The 17,925-nt window shown below is 68.8% G+C and carries 17 protein-coding genes, 1 tRNA gene and 1 pseudogene; 11 read left to right on the top strand and 8 right to left on the bottom strand.

The window, feature by feature from the left end; genetic code table 11:
* Nucleotides 1-59: 59 nt before the first annotated feature.
* The 3 genes and pseudogenes from G6N77_RS09665 to G6N77_RS09655 all read left to right on the top strand — a co-directional run.
* Nucleotides 60-1,547 (top strand): annotated as a pseudogene (locus G6N77_RS09665) (long-chain-fatty-acid--CoA ligase); the annotation flags it as partial.
* Nucleotides 1,547-2,680, top strand: a complete 1,134-nt coding sequence (locus G6N77_RS09660; RefSeq protein WP_165181926.1) for a CaiB/BaiF CoA transferase family protein — start codon at nt 1,547-1,549, stop codon at nt 2,678-2,680. The pseudogene G6N77_RS09665 and the gene G6N77_RS09660, both read left to right, overlap by 1 nt.
* The gene (locus tag G6N77_RS09655; RefSeq protein WP_165181924.1) at nt 2,677-3,714 is read left to right on the top strand and encodes an MBL fold metallo-hydrolase; all 1,038 of its coding nucleotides are present in this window, start codon (nt 2,677-2,679) and stop codon (nt 3,712-3,714) included. Before G6N77_RS09660 ends, G6N77_RS09655 begins: the two co-directional genes overlap by 4 nt.
* Nucleotides 3,715-3,783: 69 nt before the next feature.
* On the opposite strand, the gene G6N77_RS09650 is transcribed toward G6N77_RS09655, so the two are convergent.
* Complete coding sequence (locus G6N77_RS09650) at nt 3,784-4,320, bottom strand: MarR family winged helix-turn-helix transcriptional regulator (protein ID WP_165181922.1); 537 nt, start codon at nt 4,318-4,320, stop codon at nt 3,784-3,786.
* 193 nt (nt 4,321-4,513) lie between these two features.
* Between G6N77_RS09650 and G6N77_RS09645 the strand changes: the two genes are divergently transcribed.
* The 8 genes from G6N77_RS09645 to G6N77_RS09610 all read left to right on the top strand — a co-directional run bounded on the left by G6N77_RS09645 (nt 4,514) and on the right by G6N77_RS09610 (nt 11,599).
* Nucleotides 4,514-5,281 (top strand): electron transfer flavoprotein subunit beta/FixA family protein, encoded by a 768-nt coding sequence (locus G6N77_RS09645; protein WP_165181920.1) that lies wholly within the window; start codon nt 4,514-4,516, stop codon nt 5,279-5,281.
* 12 nt (nt 5,282-5,293) lie between these two features.
* Nucleotides 5,294-6,259, top strand: coding sequence for an electron transfer flavoprotein subunit alpha/FixB family protein (locus G6N77_RS09640; RefSeq protein WP_165181918.1), 966 nt, complete (start codon nt 5,294-5,296; stop codon nt 6,257-6,259).
* A 108-nt stretch (nt 6,260-6,367) separates the two neighbouring features.
* Nucleotides 6,368-7,300 (top strand): cytochrome b/b6 domain-containing protein, encoded by a 933-nt coding sequence (locus tag G6N77_RS09635; RefSeq protein WP_165181916.1) that lies wholly within the window; start codon nt 6,368-6,370, stop codon nt 7,298-7,300.
* A gap of 76 nt (nt 7,301-7,376) precedes the next feature.
* A complete protein-coding gene (locus G6N77_RS09630) occupies nt 7,377-8,516 on the top strand; it encodes an acyl-CoA dehydrogenase family protein (protein ID WP_165181914.1) in 1,140 nt (379 codons plus the stop codon).
* Nucleotides 8,513-9,649: an enoyl-CoA hydratase/isomerase family protein gene (locus G6N77_RS09625; RefSeq protein ID WP_205678164.1), complete on the top strand. Its 1,137-nt coding sequence runs from the start codon at nt 8,513-8,515 to the stop codon at nt 9,647-9,649. Before G6N77_RS09630 ends, G6N77_RS09625 begins: the two co-directional genes overlap by 4 nt.
* The gene (gene mmsB / locus G6N77_RS09620) at nt 9,646-10,584 is read left to right on the top strand and encodes a 3-hydroxyisobutyrate dehydrogenase (protein WP_165181912.1); all 939 of its coding nucleotides are present in this window, start codon (nt 9,646-9,648) and stop codon (nt 10,582-10,584) included. Before G6N77_RS09625 ends, mmsB begins: the two co-directional genes overlap by 4 nt.
* A gap of 13 nt (nt 10,585-10,597) precedes the next feature.
* Complete coding sequence (locus G6N77_RS09615; RefSeq protein ID WP_165181910.1) at nt 10,598-11,374, top strand: enoyl-CoA hydratase; 777 nt, start codon at nt 10,598-10,600, stop codon at nt 11,372-11,374.
* A 148-nt stretch (nt 11,375-11,522) separates the two neighbouring features.
* Nucleotides 11,523-11,599, top strand: a tRNA-Met gene (locus G6N77_RS09610).
* A 78-nt stretch (nt 11,600-11,677) separates the two neighbouring features.
* Here the strand turns inward: G6N77_RS09610 and G6N77_RS09605 are convergent.
* The 7 genes from G6N77_RS09605 to G6N77_RS09575 form a co-directional block, all read right to left on the bottom strand.
* Nucleotides 11,678-12,745 (bottom strand): sulfate/molybdate ABC transporter ATP-binding protein, encoded by a 1,068-nt coding sequence (locus tag G6N77_RS09605; RefSeq protein WP_165181908.1) that lies wholly within the window; start codon nt 12,743-12,745, stop codon nt 11,678-11,680.
* Complete coding sequence (locus tag G6N77_RS09600) at nt 12,742-13,680, bottom strand: ABC transporter permease (protein ID WP_165181906.1); 939 nt, start codon at nt 13,678-13,680, stop codon at nt 12,742-12,744. The genes G6N77_RS09605 and G6N77_RS09600 overlap by 4 nt, the downstream gene beginning before the upstream one ends.
* The gene (gene modA, locus G6N77_RS09595) at nt 13,658-14,461 is read right to left on the bottom strand and encodes a molybdate ABC transporter substrate-binding protein (RefSeq protein WP_165181904.1); all 804 of its coding nucleotides are present in this window, start codon (nt 14,459-14,461) and stop codon (nt 13,658-13,660) included. The genes G6N77_RS09600 and modA overlap by 23 nt, the downstream gene beginning before the upstream one ends.
* Complete coding sequence (locus G6N77_RS09590) at nt 14,458-14,865, bottom strand: TOBE domain-containing protein (RefSeq protein ID WP_165181902.1); 408 nt, start codon at nt 14,863-14,865, stop codon at nt 14,458-14,460. The genes modA and G6N77_RS09590 overlap by 4 nt, the downstream gene beginning before the upstream one ends.
* Nucleotides 14,866-14,999: 134 nt before the next feature.
* Nucleotides 15,000-15,983: an NAD-dependent epimerase/dehydratase family protein gene (locus tag G6N77_RS09585; protein WP_165182001.1), complete on the bottom strand. Its 984-nt coding sequence runs from the start codon at nt 15,981-15,983 to the stop codon at nt 15,000-15,002.
* A 74-nt stretch (nt 15,984-16,057) separates the two neighbouring features.
* A complete protein-coding gene (locus tag G6N77_RS09580; protein ID WP_165181900.1) occupies nt 16,058-17,029 on the bottom strand; it encodes an aldo/keto reductase in 972 nt (323 codons plus the stop codon).
* Complete coding sequence (locus G6N77_RS09575) at nt 17,026-17,919, bottom strand: helix-turn-helix transcriptional regulator (RefSeq protein ID WP_165181898.1); 894 nt, start codon at nt 17,917-17,919, stop codon at nt 17,026-17,028. Before G6N77_RS09575 ends, G6N77_RS09580 begins: the two co-directional genes overlap by 4 nt.
* Nucleotides 17,920-17,925 lie beyond the last annotated feature (6 nt).

Here is a 17,925-nt window from a genome sequence, read left to right as displayed (position 1 = left end):
AAGCCACGCCCCGCGCCATTGCCACCATTTACAAGGACCGGTAGCGCACTTATGCCGAACATGGTGACAGGGTGGCGCGTCTTGCCGGGGCCCTGCAACAACTGGGTGTGGCTGCCGGGGACAGGGTGGGAATTGTCTCGCTCAACTCCGACCGCTTTGCCGAATACCTGATGGCCGTGCCGTGGGCGGGTGGCGCCGTGACGCCCATCAACATCCGCTGGACGCCCGCTGAAGTCGCGTATGCCATGAACGATTCCGGCACCAGGGTGCTGCTGCTCGACGACGCCTTCGCCCCCATGGCGGCCGTGCTGCGGGAGGCCGCCCCGGGCGTCCAGACGTACATCCACTGCGGCGACGGCCCCACCCCGGCCGGCATGCTCTCCTATGAGGAGCTGGTGGCCGGATCGGAACCGGTGGAAGACGCCTACCGGCACGGGGAGGACCTGGCCGGGATCTACTACACCGGCGGCACCACCGGCTTCCCCAAGGGGGTCATGCTCAGCCACACGAACTTCGTGACCTCGGGCCTGGGCACCGTGGCCACGGGCGAGCTGCTGGAGGCCGGCGCCACGCTGCTGCACGCAGCACCCATGTTCCACCTGGCAGACCTGGCCGCCTGGAGCGGGCTCACCATCCTGGGCGGAACACACCTGATGGTGCCGTTCTTCGAGCCGGTTTCCGTCATGGCCGCCATCCAGGAACACCGGCCCACCGACGTGCTGCTGGTGCCCACCATGATCCAGGTCCTGGTGGACCACCCGGAGTCGGCGAACTACGACCTGTCCTCCATGAAGCGGATGCTGTACGGCGGCTCCTCCATCGCCGAGGGCGTGCTCCGGCGCACCATGGAGCGGCTGCCGGGACTGCGCCTGGTGCAGGCCTACGGGCAGACGGAGGCTTCGCCGGTAGTCACATTGCTGTTGCCGGAGGACCACCACGGCGACTGGCTGCGCTCCGGCGGCCGGGCGGCGCCGCACTCGGAGGTGGCCGTGCTGGACCTGGACGGGCGCCCTGTGGCGGACGGCGACGTCGGGGAAATCTGCTGCCGCGGCGCCCACGTCATGCAGGGGTACTGGAACAAGCCCGAACAAAGCGCCGAAGCCCTGCGCGGGGGCTGGCTGCACACCGGGGATCTGGGCTACCTTGACGCCGACGGCTTTGTGTTCGTGGTGGACCGGCTCAAGGACATGATCATCACGGGCGGCGAAAACGTGTATTCGGCGGAGGTGGAAAACGCGCTCAGCATGCACCCGGCAGTGGCGTCCTCAGCCGTCATTGGCGTTCCCGATGAGAACTACGGCGAGCGCGTGCACGCCGTGGTGGTGCTGGCCGCCGGTTCTGGGACGGAAGGGGAGGCGGCCACCGCGGCGGCCTTGCAAGCCTTTTGCAGGGAGCACATTGCCGGGTACAAGGTGCCGCGCAGCTTCGAATTCCTGGAGGCGCTGCCAGTGTCCGGCGCCGGCAAGATCTTGAAGCGGGAGCTGCGGGAGGGCTACGCGGCGGCTCAGGAAACGGCGGCACAGGAAACGGCCGGGGCGCAGGGGTAGTGGGTGGAACGCTGGCGGGCCTGAGGGTGGTGGAACTGTCCGGCATGGGGCCTGCCCCGCACGCGGCCATGATGCTGGCGGACCTGGGCGCCGAGGTGGTGCGCGTGGTGGGCCCGGCACCTCCCGTGGGCGGGTACCGTGTGGACACCCACCTCCAGCGCTCCCGCACCACGGTGCGCGCAGACCTGAAGAACGACGGCGAGCTGGCCTCGGTCCGGTCCCTTGTCGCCGCCGCCGACGTTTTGCTGGAGGGCTACCGCCCCGGGACCGCGGAACGGCTGGGGCTGGGTCCCGCGGAGTGCCTGGCCGCCAACCCCCGGCTTGTATACGCCCGCATGACCGGCTGGGGCCAGGACGGGCCCCTGGCGCAGCGGGCCGGGCACGACATCAACTACATTGCCCTGACCGGGGCCCTCCATGCGATGGGCCCGGCAGACCGGCCAGTCCCGCCGCTGAACCTGGTGGGCGACTTTGGCGGCGGCTCCCTGTTTGTGGTCACCGGCATCCTGGCCGCCCTCTGGGAGCGGGAGCGTTCGGGGCTGGGCCAGGTGGTGGACGCGGCCATGGTCGACGGCGTCAGCGTGCTCTCCCAGCTCATCCTCGAGCTGCGCTCCGTGGGGCTGTGGAACGACACCCGCGGAGCCAACCTGCTGGACGGCGCCGCCCCCTTTTACCGCACTTATGAATGCGCCGGCGGCGGATTCGTTGCCGTGGGCGCCATCGAGCCGCAGTTTTACGCGGCGCTGCTGGAGGGACTGGGGCTTGCCGGTTCCGGAAGCGCCGGTTCCGGAAGCGCCGGTTCCGGGTCCGGCAGTGCAGGCCTGCCCGACCGGGACGACCCCTCCCAGTGGCCGACGCTCGCCGCAGTCCTGGCGGCCGCCTTTGCAACGCGGACACGGGACGCATGGGCGGAACTGTTCGAAGCCACCGACGCCTGCGTGACGCCCGTATTGACGTTTGCCGAAGCCGCCTTGCATCCCCACGTGGCCGCCCGCGGGACGCTTTCAGGCTCCGGGGCTGACATTGTGGCTGCCCCGGCTCCGCGTTTTTCCCGATCGGCAGCGCCGCCGCCTGGGACGGATGTGGCGGCTGCGGACATCGAGTCAATTCTCAACGCCTGGAGGGCACCATGATCAGCGTTACGGGCAACGACCAGTTCACGGCGTGGCAGAACAAGGTGATGCCGCCCGTGGAGGAAGTCCGCCCGGGCGTGTGGTCCATCCCAGTCCCGTTCCCGGGCAACCCCATGCGCTACACCCTCGCCTACCTCCTGCTGGGTGACGGCGAGGCGGCGCTCGTGGACCCGGGCTGGGACTCCGCCGAAGGGTGGGAAGCACTCAAGGCGGGCCTGGCCGCGTCGGGGGCAACGGCGTCGGACATCACAGGCGTCGTAGCCACCCACTACCACCCCGACCACCTGGGCATGGCGGCGCGGCTGCGGGCTGGCGGGAGCAGCTGGATGGCCCTCGGCGAGAGGGAACGGCTGCCGGCGGAATGGTCGGCGGACATGGGGACGTTTGTGGCCGGCGACCGCACACAGTTCACGGCGTGGGGTGTGCCGGAGGCCGTGTTGGGGGAGGTGACGTTCCGGGCGGGGCAGTGGGAGGGGCTGCGCAGCATCGCGGAGCCCGAGCTCAGGCTGGCGGACGGTGCCGTGCTGCCTGTGGCGGGCCTGGCCGTGCGCGTGCTTGCCACACCGGGCCACACGCCGGGGCACATCTGCCTGCTCGACACGAAAAACTCACTGCTCCTGACCGGGGACCACGTCCTGCCGCGGATCACCCCGCATGTCTCCCTCGAGGCGCACGGGCACGACAATCCTGTGGGGGACTACCTCCGTTCGCTGGACGTCCTGGCCGACGGGAACGCCATGGAGGTGCTGCCGGCCCACGAATACCGTTTCCGGGGGCTCGCGGCAAGGGTTGCCGAACTGCGCCGCCACACCCTGGGGCGCTCCGGCGAGGTGGCAGCCGTGCTGGTGGCCGGGAACGCCCGGACGGTGTGGGACGTGGCGAAGGAACTAACCTGGTCACGCGGTTTCGACTCGCTGCGCCACTTCACCCTGCGCCTGGCGCTCGCCGAAACGGCCAGCCACCTGGTGTACCTGCGCGGGCAGGGTGCGACCGTGGACATTGACATCCCCCGCGGCGCCTCCCGGGTTCCTTGAAAACTGGTGAGGCAGGTGCTGCACCGCCGATCCGGCAACACGCAGGTGCTGCCAGCAATGCGGCAAGGCCTACAGCGGCTCGGGGCGCTCCGGCGGGTCCGTGAAATCGCCCGCGGCGCGGCGGAAGCGGGCCAGGATGCCGGTCAGCGTGAGGAGGTCCTCCTCGGGAATGCCGGGCTGTTCAAACACGGCGCCGTTGAGCACGCGGGTGGCCCTTTCCACCAGCGTGCGCCCGGTGCCGGTCAGCACCACCAGGGTGGCACGGCCGTCGGTGGGGTGGGCCTCCCGGCGCACGAAGCCGTCCTTTTCCAGCCGGTCCACCACATTGGTCACGGACGTGGGATGCACCTGGAGGCGGGCGCTGGCGCTGGCCATGGGAAGCGCCCCGTCACGGGAAAAGGACAGCAGGCGCAGCATTTCCAGCCGCGCATAGGACAGCCCCAGCGGCTTGAGCACGGCGTCGACCCGGCTGTACATGAGCTGGTGGGCCCGCATCACGGAAGAGAAAGCGGCCATGCCGTCCGCCGCATCCGTCCAGCCGTGCACAATCCACTGGCGCCTGGCCTCGGCGATGGGGTCCATGGGCAAGGGAACTGAAGCGGCCATGGGAATCCTTTCTCGCGGCTGGCGGTTCGGCCGGCGGTCGGACTGGCAGCTGGGGCCGGCGGTGGGGCCGGAACTGGGGCGGGTGACCCGCAGCTAAGCAACAATTTACTTGGAATACCTAGTAAATACTAGTAGTTCCTAGTAATCTGGACGCAGTGCCACCATTTTGGCAATTCCAGCAAAGGGGCTGTACATGAAGATCGTTGTGTTGATCAAGCAAGTGCCTGACACCTCGGATGAACGAACGCTTGACCCTTCCACCGGGTGGCTCAACCGAGACGCCGGGGACAACATCGTGGACGAGATCAACGAGCGCGCCCTGGAAGTGGCGCTCCAGGTCAAGGACAAGGACAAGTCCACCGAGGTGGCGGTGCTGGCCATGGGGCCTGCCGAAGCTGCCAAAGCCATCCGCAAGGCGCTTTCCATGGGAGCCGATTCCGGCATCCACATCCTGGACGATTCCCTCGCCGGGGCCGACGCCGTCAGGACGGCGGCCGTCCTGGCCGCCGCGCTGAAGGACACTGCCGCCGACGTCATCCTGGCAGGCAACGAGTCCACCGACGGCCGCGGCGGCGTGGTCCCGGCCATGATCGCCGAACACCTGGGCCTGCCCCTGGCAGGCTCGCTGTCCACCATCACGCTGGCTGGAGACAAGGTTTCCGGGGAGCGCCAGGACGACAACGGAACGCTGTCCGTCAGTTCCGGGCTCCCCGCCGTGGTGACCGTGACCGAGCGCGCCGCCGAGGCCCGCTTCCCCAACTTCAAGGGCATCCTGACCGCAAAGCGCAAGCCCGTGGCCACCCTGGCGGTGTCCGGGCTGGACGTTCCGGCAACCCCTGCCCGCACGGTGATTGTCTCCAGTGCAGAAAGGCCGGCCCGTGTGGCGGGCACCAAGATTGTTGACGAGGGCAACGCCGGCACGCTGCTGGCCGAATACCTCATTGAAAACCGTTTGGTCTAGGAAGGGCTGGGCATGGCAAACATTGTGGTTTTTGTTGAACTGAACCGCCAGGGCGGCGTTTCGGCCTCGGCCCGCGGGCTGCTGGCTGCGGCCGCATCCCTGGGCACCCCCGTGGCCGTGGTGGCGTCCCCGGCAAACCTGACCGACGACGCCGTCACCCACCTGGGCGGGCTGGGCGCCACCGCGATCTACCAGGCTGTGGGGGCGGATGCCGACACCGTGCTGGGCACGCCCGCCGTGGACGCGCTGGCCAACGCCGTGGCAGCCCTGGCGCCCGCCGCCGTGCTGGCCGCGCACTCCGTCGACGGGCGCGAGGTTGCAGCCCGGCTCGCCGTTCGGACGGGCGGGGCGCTGATTGCGGACGCCGTGTCCGTGCGGGAGGACGCCGGGCGGATCGTGGCTGGGCATTCGGTCTTTGGCGGCACATATTCAGTGGAGTCCGCGGTCGACGGCGGCCTGCCCGTCATCACCATCCGCCAGGGAGCCATCGACGGTGCCGCCCCCGCTGCCACGGCCGAAGTCAGCACCGTGGCGCTCGCACCCGGCAGCGGGGCCCGGATCGACTCCGCCAACGACGCCCCGGCAACCAGCAGCCGCCCCGAGCTGCGGGCCGCCAAGACGGTGGTCTCCGGCGGGCGCGGCTTGGGCTCGAAGGAAAACTTTGTCCTGGTGGAACAGCTGGCCGACGCGCTCGGCGCGGCCGTCGGGGCATCCCGTGCCGCCGTCGACGCCGGCTATGTGGCCCAAACGGCGCAGGTGGGCCAGACGGGCGTCAGCGTATCCCCGCAGCTCTACATTGCTCTCGGCATCTCCGGCGCCATCCAGCACCGGGCGGGCATGCAGACCGCCAAGACCATTGTGGCCATCAACAAGGACGGCGACTCGCCCATTTTTGACGTGGCCGACTTTGGCGTGGTGGGCGACGTGTTCACCGTGGTGCCGCAGCTGATGGACGCACTGGCGGCCCGAAAGGCGTAACGGTGGCCGGCCCCAGCGGGCATCTGCCTCCCAGACCTGTTAGAAATAAGGCAGTTGAAAGGCGCCCGCGGTGCCGCAGGAAGTTTTCCCGAAAGAGGTTCATAACTGATGTCGACCCCCGCAAAGAATAAGTCCGGGAGCAGCAACCGGTGGGCCAAGCCTGCCATGGTGGGGGCCGGCGTCGTCCTTGTCCTGCTGGTGCTGGTGCTGGCCGCGCGCTGGTTCACGGGCCTGGACGGGGTGAAGTCGTGGATGGTGACGTACCCGGGCCAGTCCGAACTGCCCGCCACGGCGCCCGTCGGGTTCCCGGCCTGGCTGGGCTGGCAGCACTTTTTGAACGTGTTCTTCATTGTTCTGATCATCCGGTCCGGCTGGCAGGTGCGCACCTCCAAGCGGCCCCCGGCCCACTGGATCCGCAACAACAAGGGCCTCATCAAGACGAATAACCCGCCCACCAAAATCAGCCTGGACCTGTGGTTCCACCTGAGCCTGGATGCCTTGTGGGTGCTCAACGGGCTGATATTCATCATCGTCATCCTCGCCACCGGACAGTGGCTGCGCATTGTGCCCACCAGCTGGGACGTGTTCCCCAACGCCGTCTCGGCCGGGCTGCAGTACCTGTCCCTGAACTGGCCCACGGAGAACGGCTGGGTGAACTACAACTCGCTGCAGCTGCTCACCTACTTCCTGACCGTGTTCATTGCCGCGCCGCTGGCCATCCTCACGGGCATCCGGATGTCGGGCGCCTGGCCGAAGAACGCCAAGGCATTGAACAGGGCCTACCCCATTGAGCTGGCCCGCAGGGTCCACTTCCCCGTCATGCTGTATTTTGTCCTGTTCATCATTGTGCACGTGACGCTGGTGCTGGCCACCGGCGCCCTGCGCAACCTCAACCACATGTATGGTTCCAGCGACGCCGTGAACTGGTGGGGCTTTGGCATCTTTGCCTTCTCCCTGCTGGTCATTGTGGGCGCCTGGTTCGCTGCCCGCCCCCTGTTCCTGAGGCCGATCGCCTCATTGACGGGCAAGGTCAGCAAGTAAGGTCCCGCACCCGGCCCACCAGGCACGGGCGGGACGGAACGATGGGCCAAGGCCCGCAAACGTCAAGGGAGACGCCATGTATTCACTCACCGAGGACCAGCAGGCAATTGTGGAAATGGTGCGTGACTTTGCCGCCACGTCGCTGGCCCCCCACGCCGCCGACTGGGACGAGCACAAGCACTTCCCGGTGGACGTGCTGGCCGAGGCCGGGGCCCTGGGCATGGGCGGCATTTACGTGGGCGAGGACTACGGCGGCTCCGGGATGACCCGCACGGACGCCGTGCTGATCTTTGAGGAGCTGGCGGCGGCCGATCCCTCCATCGCCGCCTACATCTCCATCCACAACATGGTGGCCTGGATGATCGACGCCTTTGGCAATGACGCCCAGCGGGCCCGCTGCCTGCCGGGGCTGACCGCCATGACCGAGCTGGGCAGCTACTGCCTCACCGAGCCCGGGGTGGGCTCCGACGCCGGTGCCCTGGCAACGCGTGCCGTGCGCGACGGCGGCGACTACGTCATCAACGGCACCAAGCAGTTCATCTCCGGGGCCGGCACCTCGGCGTGGTACGTGGTCATGGCCCGCACCCAGGACACCGGCAGCCACGGCATCTCCGCCATCATCGTCCCCAACGGCACGCCCGGCCTGTCCTTCGGCGCGGAGGAGAAGAAGATGGGCTGGCGCGCCCAGCCCACCCGCCAGGTGGTCTTTGAGAACGTCCGCGTCCCTGTCACCAACCGGCTGGGCGAGGAGGGCGACGGCTTCATGATCGCCATGAAGGGGCTCAACGGCGGCCGCGTCAACATTGGCGCCTGTTCGTTGGGCGGGGGACGGGCAGCCTTTGAAAAGTCCGTGGCCTACCTCAAGGAACGCCAGGCCTTCGGCGGCCCCCTCATCAAGCAGCAGCACCTCCTCTTCGAGCTGGCGGACATGGACACCGAGCTGGAAACCGCCCGCACCATGCTGCTGCGCGCCGCCGAAGCGCTGGAGGACAAGGACGCGGACCTGGTCAGGCTCTGCGCCATGGCCAAGCTCGTGGCCACCGACACCGGCTTCCGCGTGGCCAACCAGGCACTCCAGCTCCACGGCGGCTACGGCTACCTCTCCGAATACGGCCTGGAGAAGATTGTCCGGGACCTGCGCGTGCACCAAATCCTGGAGGGCAGCAATGAAATCATGCGCCTGATTGTGGGCCGCCTGGCCGTGGAAAAGGCATGAGCACCACCAGGGACCGTGCCGCGAGTGAAGGTGCGCAGGGCGGCAAGTTGCAGGAGGATGGGTCCATGGAGAACACTGACGTTCTGGTGCAGCGCACGGGACACCTGGGGCATGTGGTGCTCAACCGGCCGCAGGCCATGAACGCGCTCAACCACGGCATGGTGGTGGCCGTGGCGCGGGCCCTGGACGCGTGGGAGAGCGACGACGCCGTTGCCACCGTGCTGATTTCCGGTGCCGGCGAGCGGGGCTTGTGTGCCGGCGGGGACATCGTCACGATCTACCACGACGCCCGCACCGGCGGCAATGCCACCGAACAGTTCTGGCGGGACGAATACCACCTCAACGCCCGCATCAGGCGCTACCCCAAACCCGTCGTGGCGCTCATGGACGGGGTGGTCCTGGGCGGGGGAGTGGGGATTTCCGCCCACGCCTCCCACCGGGTGGTCACCGAACGCTCCCGCGTGGGCATGCCGGAAACCGGCATCGGCTTTGTCCCGGACGTGGGCGGTAACTACCTGCTCTCCCGCGCCCCCGGGGAGCTGGGCACGCACGCAGCGCTCACCGGCGGCATGGTCAGCGGCGCGGACGCCGTGGCCATGGGACTGGCCGACCACTTCGTGGACGCCGCGAACCTGGCCCCGCTGGTGGCCGCACTGTCCGAGCGGACCGCAAGCGCCGCCGTCGCACTTTACGGGCAGGTACCGCCGGCCTCGGCACTGCTGGCCGAGCGGGCCTGGATTGATGACGCCTATGCCGGGGACGACGCCGGCGCCATCTTTGCGCGGCTGGCGCGCCGCAGCGAGCCGCTGGCCGCCAAGGCCGCGGCAACCATTGCGGCCAAGTCGCCCACCGCGGTGACTGTGACGCTGGCGGCGCTGCGGCGGGCGCGTGCGCTCGACTCGCTCGAGGACGCGTTGAACCAGGATTTGAGGGTGTCCCTGCGGGCATTGCGCTGGCCCGACTTTGCAGAGGGGATCAGGGCGCAGCTGGTGGACAAGGACCGCAACCCGGCCTGGTCCCCGGCAACGCTTGCCGACGTGCCGGCCGACGTCGTGGCACGCGCATTTGAAGACCTCGGCCCGCATGAACTGGGCCTGGGAAAGCTACGGAAGGGAACGGTGGCAGGGCAATGAGCAACGATGCAGCGAAGCGGACTGTTGGGTTTATCGGGCTGGGGCACATGGGAGGGCCCATGGCCGCGAACCTGGTGAAGGCCGGGTATCAGGTCACCGGCTTTGACGTGGTCCCGGCGGCCCTGGAGGCGGCACGGGCGGCCGGGGTTGCGGTGGCGGCATCCTCCGCCGAGGCTGCCGCGGGCGCGGATGTGGTCATCACGATGCTCCCGGCGGGAAAGCATGTCTTTGCCGCCTACGAAGGCGACGGCCCCGGCGGCGGGCTGCTCGCCGCGGCCAAGCCCGGCTCCCTGTTCCTGGAGTGCTCCACGATTGCCGTGGAGGACGCCCGGACGGCCCATGAAATGGCGCTGGCCGCCGGCCACCACAGCCTGGACGCGCCCGTCTCCGGAGGCGTCATGGGCGCCGAGGCCGGGACGCTGACGTTCATGGTGGGCGGGACCGCGGAGGACTTTGCCGACGCCGCCGAGTTCTTCGAGGTCATGGGCCGGCGCATTGTCCACTGCGGCGGGCACGGCGCCGGGCAGGCCGCCAAGGTCTGCAACAACATGATCCTGGGCGTGTCCATGATCGCCGTGAGCGAGGCCTTTGTGCTCGGCGAGCAGCTGGGCCTGACCCACCAGGCGCTCTACGACGTGGCCGCGAACGCCTCCGGCCAGTGCTGGGCGCTGACCACCAACTGCCCCGTCCCCGGACCGGTTCCGGCCAGCCCGGCCAACCGCGACTACCAGCCCGGATTCGCCGGCGCCCTGATGGCCAAGGACCTGGGCCTGGCCGTGGAGGCGCTGAACGCGACAGGCGTCGAGGCGTCGCTGGGGCGCGCGGCGGAGGAAATCTACCGCCACTTTGCCCTGGACGGCGGGGCGGGAACTGACTTTTCCGGCATCATCAACACCATCCGGGCGGCCTCCCACGCAGCCGCCCCCGAAGAGTAAGGCACACCCCTCAATGGGCACATTTTCCCTGATCCTTGCCGAACAGCGCGGCCGGGTGGGCCTCATCACGCTCAACCGCCCCGAGGCACTGAACGCGCTGAACGACGCCATGGGCCGGGAAATCCTGGCCGCCGCGCAGGCGTTCGACGCCGACCCTGGAGTGGGTGCCATTGTCATCACCGGCTCCTCCCGGGCCTTCGCCGCCGGTGCGGACATCAAGGAAATGGCGGGGAAGTCCTCCGTGGAGATGTACCAGCTGGACTGGTTCTCCGCGTGGGACGCCCTGGCCCGGGTGCGCACCCCCATGGTTGCCGCCGTCGCCGGCCATGCGCTGGGCGGCGGCTGCGAGCTGGCCATGATTGCCGACTTCATCATCGCCGCCGACAATGCCAAGTTCGGCCAGCCCGAAATCAAGCTGGGCGTCATCCCCGGCATGGGCGGCTCGCAGCGGCTCACCCGCGCCGTTGGCAAGGCCAAGGCCATGGAAATGGTGCTGACCGGGCGCGTCATGGGCGCCGTTGAGGCCGAACAGGCGGGCCTGGTGGCGCGCGTGGTGCCCGTGGACTCGCTCCTGGATGAGGCCCTGGCCGCCGCCGCCACCATTGCCGCCATGTCCAAGCCCGTGGCCATGATCGCCAAGGAAGCCGTCAACGCCGCCTACGAGTCCACCCTGGCCGAAGGTGTCCGGCTGGAACGCCGGCTCATCTTCTCCTGCTTCGCCACGGAGGACCAGAAGGAGGGCATGGCGGCGTTCACCGAAAAGCGCCTCGCGGAATTCAAGCACCGCTAGGCTGCCGGCGGCTGAGCCTGTCGGGACCCGGGGATGCTGGAACGGACAAATGAGTTTGATATATCGGGATCCATTGTCCGTTCCGGCATCCCGCCGAACCCTCCCGAGTTGGTGATCCGCCCAAACGCATGTACTGTTGAGGACGCAACGCGGGGTGGAGCAGTTCGGTAGCTCGCCGGGCTCATAACCCGGAGGTCACAGGTTCAAATCCTGTCCCCGCAACCATGATGAGGAAAGTCCCCGGCCAGCTCGCCGGGGACTTTCCGTTTTCCGGGTGCGATTCGCAGCCTGCCGGGCCCGCCCCTACGCCGGATAAATAGCCACCTCGGCAGCCTTGACCACAAAGAAAACGGCCGATCCCGGCTCCAGCCCCAGGTCCGCCATGGCCGCGGGGGAGATGTCCGCCGCCAGCCGGCCGGCCCGCACGCGGATGTGGTCACCGTGCGGTTCCAGCTCCGTCACCGCCACCGGAAAGCAGTTGCGTGGGCTGCCCTGCGGCGGAGCCAGGAACACTGACACGGCCGACGGCGGGAACGCCGCCAGGCCCTCCGTCCCACCGTCCGCGGGGGTGCCGGCCCCTGCGAAGCCGCCGGTCAGGCGGCCGGCGACCAAGCCGGCGTCGGCCGTTTGTACGGAGGTGCCGGTGACGGAACCGGTCAGGACATTCAGCCCGGCCAGCGAGGCCGCAAAGCTGCTCCGCGGATGGGCCAGGACGGCAGCCGTGGGCCCGGATTCCACGATCCGGCCGCGGTCCATGACGATGATCCGGTCTGCGAGCATGAGGGCGTCGAGGACATGGTGGGTGACGATGATGGCGCGTCGGCCGGCCAGCACCCGCTTGAGCAGGCTGCGCAGGAACGGGGCGCTGTTGATGTCCAGGGCGGCCATGGGCTCGTCCAGCAGCAGGAGTTCCGGATCGGTTGCCAGTGCCCGGGCCAGGGCCACGCGCTGGGCCTGCCCGCCGGAAAGCTGGGCGGGCCTGCGGGCGGCCAGTTCCAGGGCGTCCACCTCGCCGAGCCAGTGCCGTGCCACGGCACTTGATTCCGCCCGGCCCAGTCCTTTGCTCCGCGGCCCGAAGGCGACGTTGTCCAGCACGCTCAGGTGCGGGAACAGCAGGGGGTCCTGGGCCAGCAGTCCCACCCCGCGGGCATGCGGCGGCAGCCACAGCGGTGCCGGCCCCGTGCGGAACAGGGTGCGGGCACCCAAGGTGGCCTGGCCGGCGTCGGGCTTGAGCAGCCCGGCCACAATCTGCACCAGCGTGGACTTGCCCGCCCCGTTGGGGCCCATGACGGCCAGGGTTTCCGCCGGGCCCACTGACAGGGACACGTCTAGGTGGCGCTCGGCAATGGTGGCCTTCAGTTCCAGTGTCACGGCCGGGCCCCATCCGGGCCGGTGTCCGCCGGAACGCCGGCGCTGGAGCCCGCGTCAACATTCAGGCCCCGGCCGGAGGCCCCGCGGGGCGCCGGCAGTTTCGGTGTGCGGTACGTCAGCCCCACCACCACCACGGCAACGGCGATCAGCAGGAAGGACAGGGCCACGGCGGCGTCGGGATCGGTCTCTCGCTGCAGGTAGATTTCCAGTGGAAGCGTGCGGGTGACTCCCTGCAGGCTGCCGGCAAAGGTCAGCGTGGCGCCGAATTCGCCCAGGCTGCGGGCGAAGGCCAGCACGGCCCCGGACACCAGCCCGGGCAGCACCAGGGGCAGCGTGATCCGGCGCAGAACGGTGGAGGGGCGCGCGCCAAGGGTGGCGGCGACGGCCTCATACCGCTGCCCGGCCGTGCGCAAGGTGCCCTCCAGGCTCAACACAAGGAACGGCAGGGCCACGAATGCCTGCGCCATGACCACCGCCGTCGTGGAAAAGGCGATGTTGATTCCGGCCAGGGACAGCGACTTGCCGATCAGCCCCTCCCGGCCAAAGGTGTACAGCAGCGCCAGGCCGCCCACCACCGGCGGCACCACCAGCGGCAGCAGGATCAGCGCCCGCAGGATCCGCTGCCCGGTGAACCGCGCCCTCGCCAGGACCAGCGCCAGCGGGACGCCAAAAACAATGCAGAGCCCCGTGCTGGCTGCGGCCGTCCTGAGGCTCAGCAGCAGGGCGGCACGCGAGGAATCCGAGGTGATGAGGGGGATGAAGTTGCCCCAATTGACCTTGGCCACCATGCCCAGCAGCGGCAGCAGGATGAAGAGTGCGCCGGCCGCCGCCAGGGCGAAAACCCACCGCGGCACCGCCTGGTACTCCCACCTCTTGACGGCCTTTCGGCGGCCCGGCCCGGACTGTCCCGCGCTATGGTGCGCCAAAACCGGCATCGCCGAGCACCTTCTGCCCGTCCGGCCCCGTGACCAGTTTGATGAAGGCCGCGGCCAATTCCGGGTTTTTGGTGGTGGAGACCGTGGTGATCGGGTACTTGTTGACAGTGGGGTTTGCGAGCGTGAGCGGCACCGCCTTGACTTTGCTCCCCGCCGTGGTGGCGTCCGTGACGTACACCAGGCCGGCGTCGGCCTCGCCGGAGGTGACCTTGCCCAGGACGCTGGTGACGTTAAGTTCCTCGCTCACCGGTTTAACCACGACGCCGGCGCTTGCCTCGTCTGCCTTGGCGGCGGCCCCGCAGGGGACTTGGGCGGCGCAGACCACCACCTTGACGCCCGGCTTGGCGAGGTCGGCAAAGGAGGTGATGCCCGCCGGGTTGTTGGGCGGCACCACGATGGTCAGGACGTTGGTGGCAAAGACGGCGGGGGTGCCGGAGACCAGTTTGGCATTGCTGAGCTTCTTCATGTTTGCCTGGTCGGCCGAGGCAAAAACGTCCGCCGGGGCCCCTTCAACAATCTGGGTGACCAGCGTGGAGGAACCGTCAAAACTTAGGGACACCTTGACCTTCGGGTTGGCCGCCTCAAACTGCGTAGCCAGCTCGCTAAACGTCTTTTTCAGCGACGCGGCTGCAAACACCGTCAGCGTTCCGGAAAGCCCGGCCGTGCTGCCCGCCGATGTCGACGCACCGGGTGTGGCGGCGCCTCCTGAGCACGCGGCCAGGGACATGGCGACAAGGACGGCGGCTGCGGCGGCGGCCGGCTTGCGGAACAGTTTCTTCATGGCTTGGCCCCTTGGGGGATTTCGATGATCACGGTGGTTGACTTGACCACGGCGGTGGCCACGGAGCCGGGTTCCAGCTTCAGGTCCCGGACGGCCTCGCTGCTCATGAGGGACACCACGCGGAACGGGCCGCACTGCAATTCCACCTGCGCCATCACCTTGTCCATGATGACGCTGGTGACCAGGCCCACGAACCTGTTGCGCGCCGAACTGCCCACGCCTGTTGGATCGTCCGGCAACTGGGACTGCGCCTTGGCCAGTTCCGCCAGCTCCGTCCCCTCAATGGCGATGCGCCCCTGCTTGTCCTTGTGGCCATGGAGCGTGCCGTTGTCCAGCCAGCGCCGGACGGTGTCGTCGCTGACGCCCAGGAAGCGGGCGGCTTCGGAAACGCGGATTAGTGCCATTTCGGCAGTCTATAACCTCAACTGCGGAAGTCCAAGGGTGTTTCAGCCGTAGATGCTGAAACGGTGATTGTGGCTCGGAACTGTCCGCAGCGGCGGCTCGGAACTGCGGAACGGGCAGGGAGTTTCAGTCCCGGCTACAGCCCCGCCAGCCGGTCCGAAAGTGCCATGTGCCCGGCATCCACCACGCGGGCCTCGGGGTGGTCCACGTGCCACGCCATGATTTGCCGCGCGCCGGTGGCGTACGGAATGCGGGCGGCAAAGCCGGGCACGTAGCGCTTGATCTTGGCGTTGTCGAAAATGACTGAATGGGACTTGTCGCCCAGCAGCCCGGGTCCCAGCTCCGGAGCGGCGGCGGCAATCGTGTCGCTGGCAACGTGAACCAGCACGGGGTCATCGACGTCCGCCGCGGCGGCAACGGCGCGGTACACGGCATCCCACGGCAGCACCTCGTCGGAGGTGATCGTGAAGGATTCACCCACGGCCGCGGCCAGTCCGAGCAGGCCCGTGAACGCGACGGCAAAGTCGTCGGCGTGCGTGAGCGTCCACAGCGAGGTCCCGTCCCCGTGCACCACCACCGGCAGCCCGGCGCGCATGCGGTGCACATCGGTCCAGCCAAACAGCAGCGGCAGCCGGGTCGCGTCATAGGTGTGCGAGGGGCGCACCACCGTGACGGGGAACCCCTGCGAGCGGTACGCAGTGACAAACACGTCCTCGCAGGCGATCTTGTCCCGTGAGTACTGCCAGAACGGGTTGCGCAGCGGCGTGGACTCCGTGATGGGCAGTCTCAGCGGCGGCTTCTGGTAGGCCGAGGCCGAGCTGATGAAAATGTACTGCCCGCAGCGCCCGGCAAAAAGCTTCACAGCCGCCCGGGCCTGCTCCGGCACAAAGGTGACAAAGTCCGCCACCACATCAAAGCGCCGCCGCCCAAGCACCGCGGACACCGCAGCAGGGTCGCGGACATCCGCCACCAGCTGCTCGACGCCGGCAGGCACCGGCCGCTCGGACCCCACCCCGCGATTGAGCACAGTGACGTTGAATCCGAGGGCCACGGCCCGGGCCACTGCGGCCGCACTGATGACGCCTGTCCCCCCGACAAACAGCACCCGCAGTCCGGGCAGTGCTACAAGTGGGCCCGGACGTGCGGTGCCGGGTCCGGGCTGGTCCAGCCACCGCAGGTCGTCGTTGTAGCCGCTCACCAGGCGTAGTCCTCCGGGGCAGTCTTGGGGCCGGGGAAAATTTGGTCCAGCTGCGCCAGCGCGTCAGCATCCAGGGAGACCTCCAGTGCGCGGAGCCCGGCCGCCAGCTGATCAGAGGTCCGCGGCCCGATGATGGGTGCGGTCACTGCCGGCTGGTGCAGCAGCCAGGCCAGGGCGATGTCGCCCGGCTCCTGGCCCCGCTGTGCGGCAAACGATTCAAACGCCGCGATGTCGTCAGCAAAGGCTTCCAGCGCCTGGGCGGCGCGGCCACCCAACCGGCGGACGCCGTCGTGCTCCTTCTTCAGCACCCCGCCCAGCAGGCCGCCGTGCAGGGGCGACCACGGCAGCAGCCCCAGCCCGTAGTGCTGGGCCGCCGGGATCACCTCCCGCTCCACGCTGCGCTGCATGAGGCTGTAGATGGACTGCTCGCTGACCAGGCCGGTGACGGGGCGGCGCGCGGCGGCCTCCTGCGCGGCGGCAATGTGCCAGCCGGCAAAATTGGAGCTGCCGGAGTAGATGATCTTGCCTTGCTGGACAGCCACGTCCACCGCCTGCCAAATCTCATCCCACGGTGTTCCGCGGTCCACATGGTGGAACTGGTAGAGCTCAATGTGGTCCGTCTGCAGGCGCTTCAGGCTCGCATCCAGGGCCCGGCGGATGTTCAGCGCGGACAGGTGCGAGTCGTTGGGCTTGTGGCTCATCCAGCCGTAGACTTTCGTGGCCAGCACCGTGTCATTCCGCCGTCCGCCGCCCTTGGCAAACCAGCGGCCGATGATTTCCTCGGTCCAGCCCCGGTGGTCCTCGCCGCCGTAGGCATTGGCCGTGTCGAAGAAGTTCAGCCCCGCCTCGCGCGCCTCATCCATGATGCGGTGGGCGTCGGCCTCCTGCGTGTGCGGGCCAAAGTTCATGGTGCCCAGGCACACCCGCGAAACTTTCAGCCCGCTGCGGCCCAAATGTGTGTACTTCATGGCAGGTTGATCCCTTCACTGGTGGATGCCGGCTGCCCGCCTGGCGCCTGCTTGCCCGCAGCGTGGCTGCCTGCCCAGGAGGACAGCAGCTTGAGGGCGTCCTGCGACGGGGAGCCGTTCCGGGCGGTGAAAGTCCGTACGCTTTGCTCGGGGTCGTCCGGCAGCAGGAGCTGCTCAAAGTCGAGCTCAAGGTCCCCGACCACGCCGTGGTGCAGCCTCAGCGTGCCGGAGGACCTCCGGGCCACTGTGTGGCGTGCCCACCACTGGCGGAAGTCCTCGCTGTTGACCGCCAGCTCGCCCACCAGCGCGCTGGCCTGGGGGTCGCCGGGGTGCCGGCCCACATCGGCCCGCAGGGCTGCGACGGCATCTGCCGCGGCCCCATGCCAGTCCCGGAACAGCACCCGGGCGGCGGGGTCCAGCATGATCCACCGCGTGTAGTTCCGCTGTTCGCGCGCCATGGCCGGAAAGTCGGCCAGCAGCAGGCGGCCCATCCGGTTGGCTGCCAGGACGTCCGTGCGCCGTCCCAGCACGACGGCGGGCACGTCGCCCAGGGCGTCCAGCAGCTGCCGCACGGGTGGCCGCACCCGCTGGGCGGCCGGCGGGTCCACGGCCTGCCCGCCGCAATTGTCCAGCAGGTCAAGCATGTGGGCCGATTCGGCCTCGCTCAGCTGCAGCGCGCGGGCCACGGAGGCCAGCACGGAGCGGGAGGGGTGGATGTTGCGGCCCTGTTCCAGCCGTGTGTAGTAGTCGGTGGAGACGTCCGCCAGCCGGGCCACCTCCTCCCGCCGCAGCCCCGGCACGCGCCGGGCGTTGTAGACGGTGTCCGGATCCGGTTGGAGCCGGGCACGCATGGCGGACAGGAACTTGCCGAACTCAACGCTTTGACCCATGCCACC

The sequence above is a fragment of the Arthrobacter silviterrae genome, from assembly GCF_011045165.1.
Lineage (GTDB): Bacteria > Actinomycetota > Actinomycetes > Actinomycetales > Micrococcaceae > Specibacter > Specibacter silviterrae.
The sequence above is the reverse complement of the archived record's forward strand: the minus strand, read 5'-3'. Positions and strand labels throughout refer to the sequence as shown.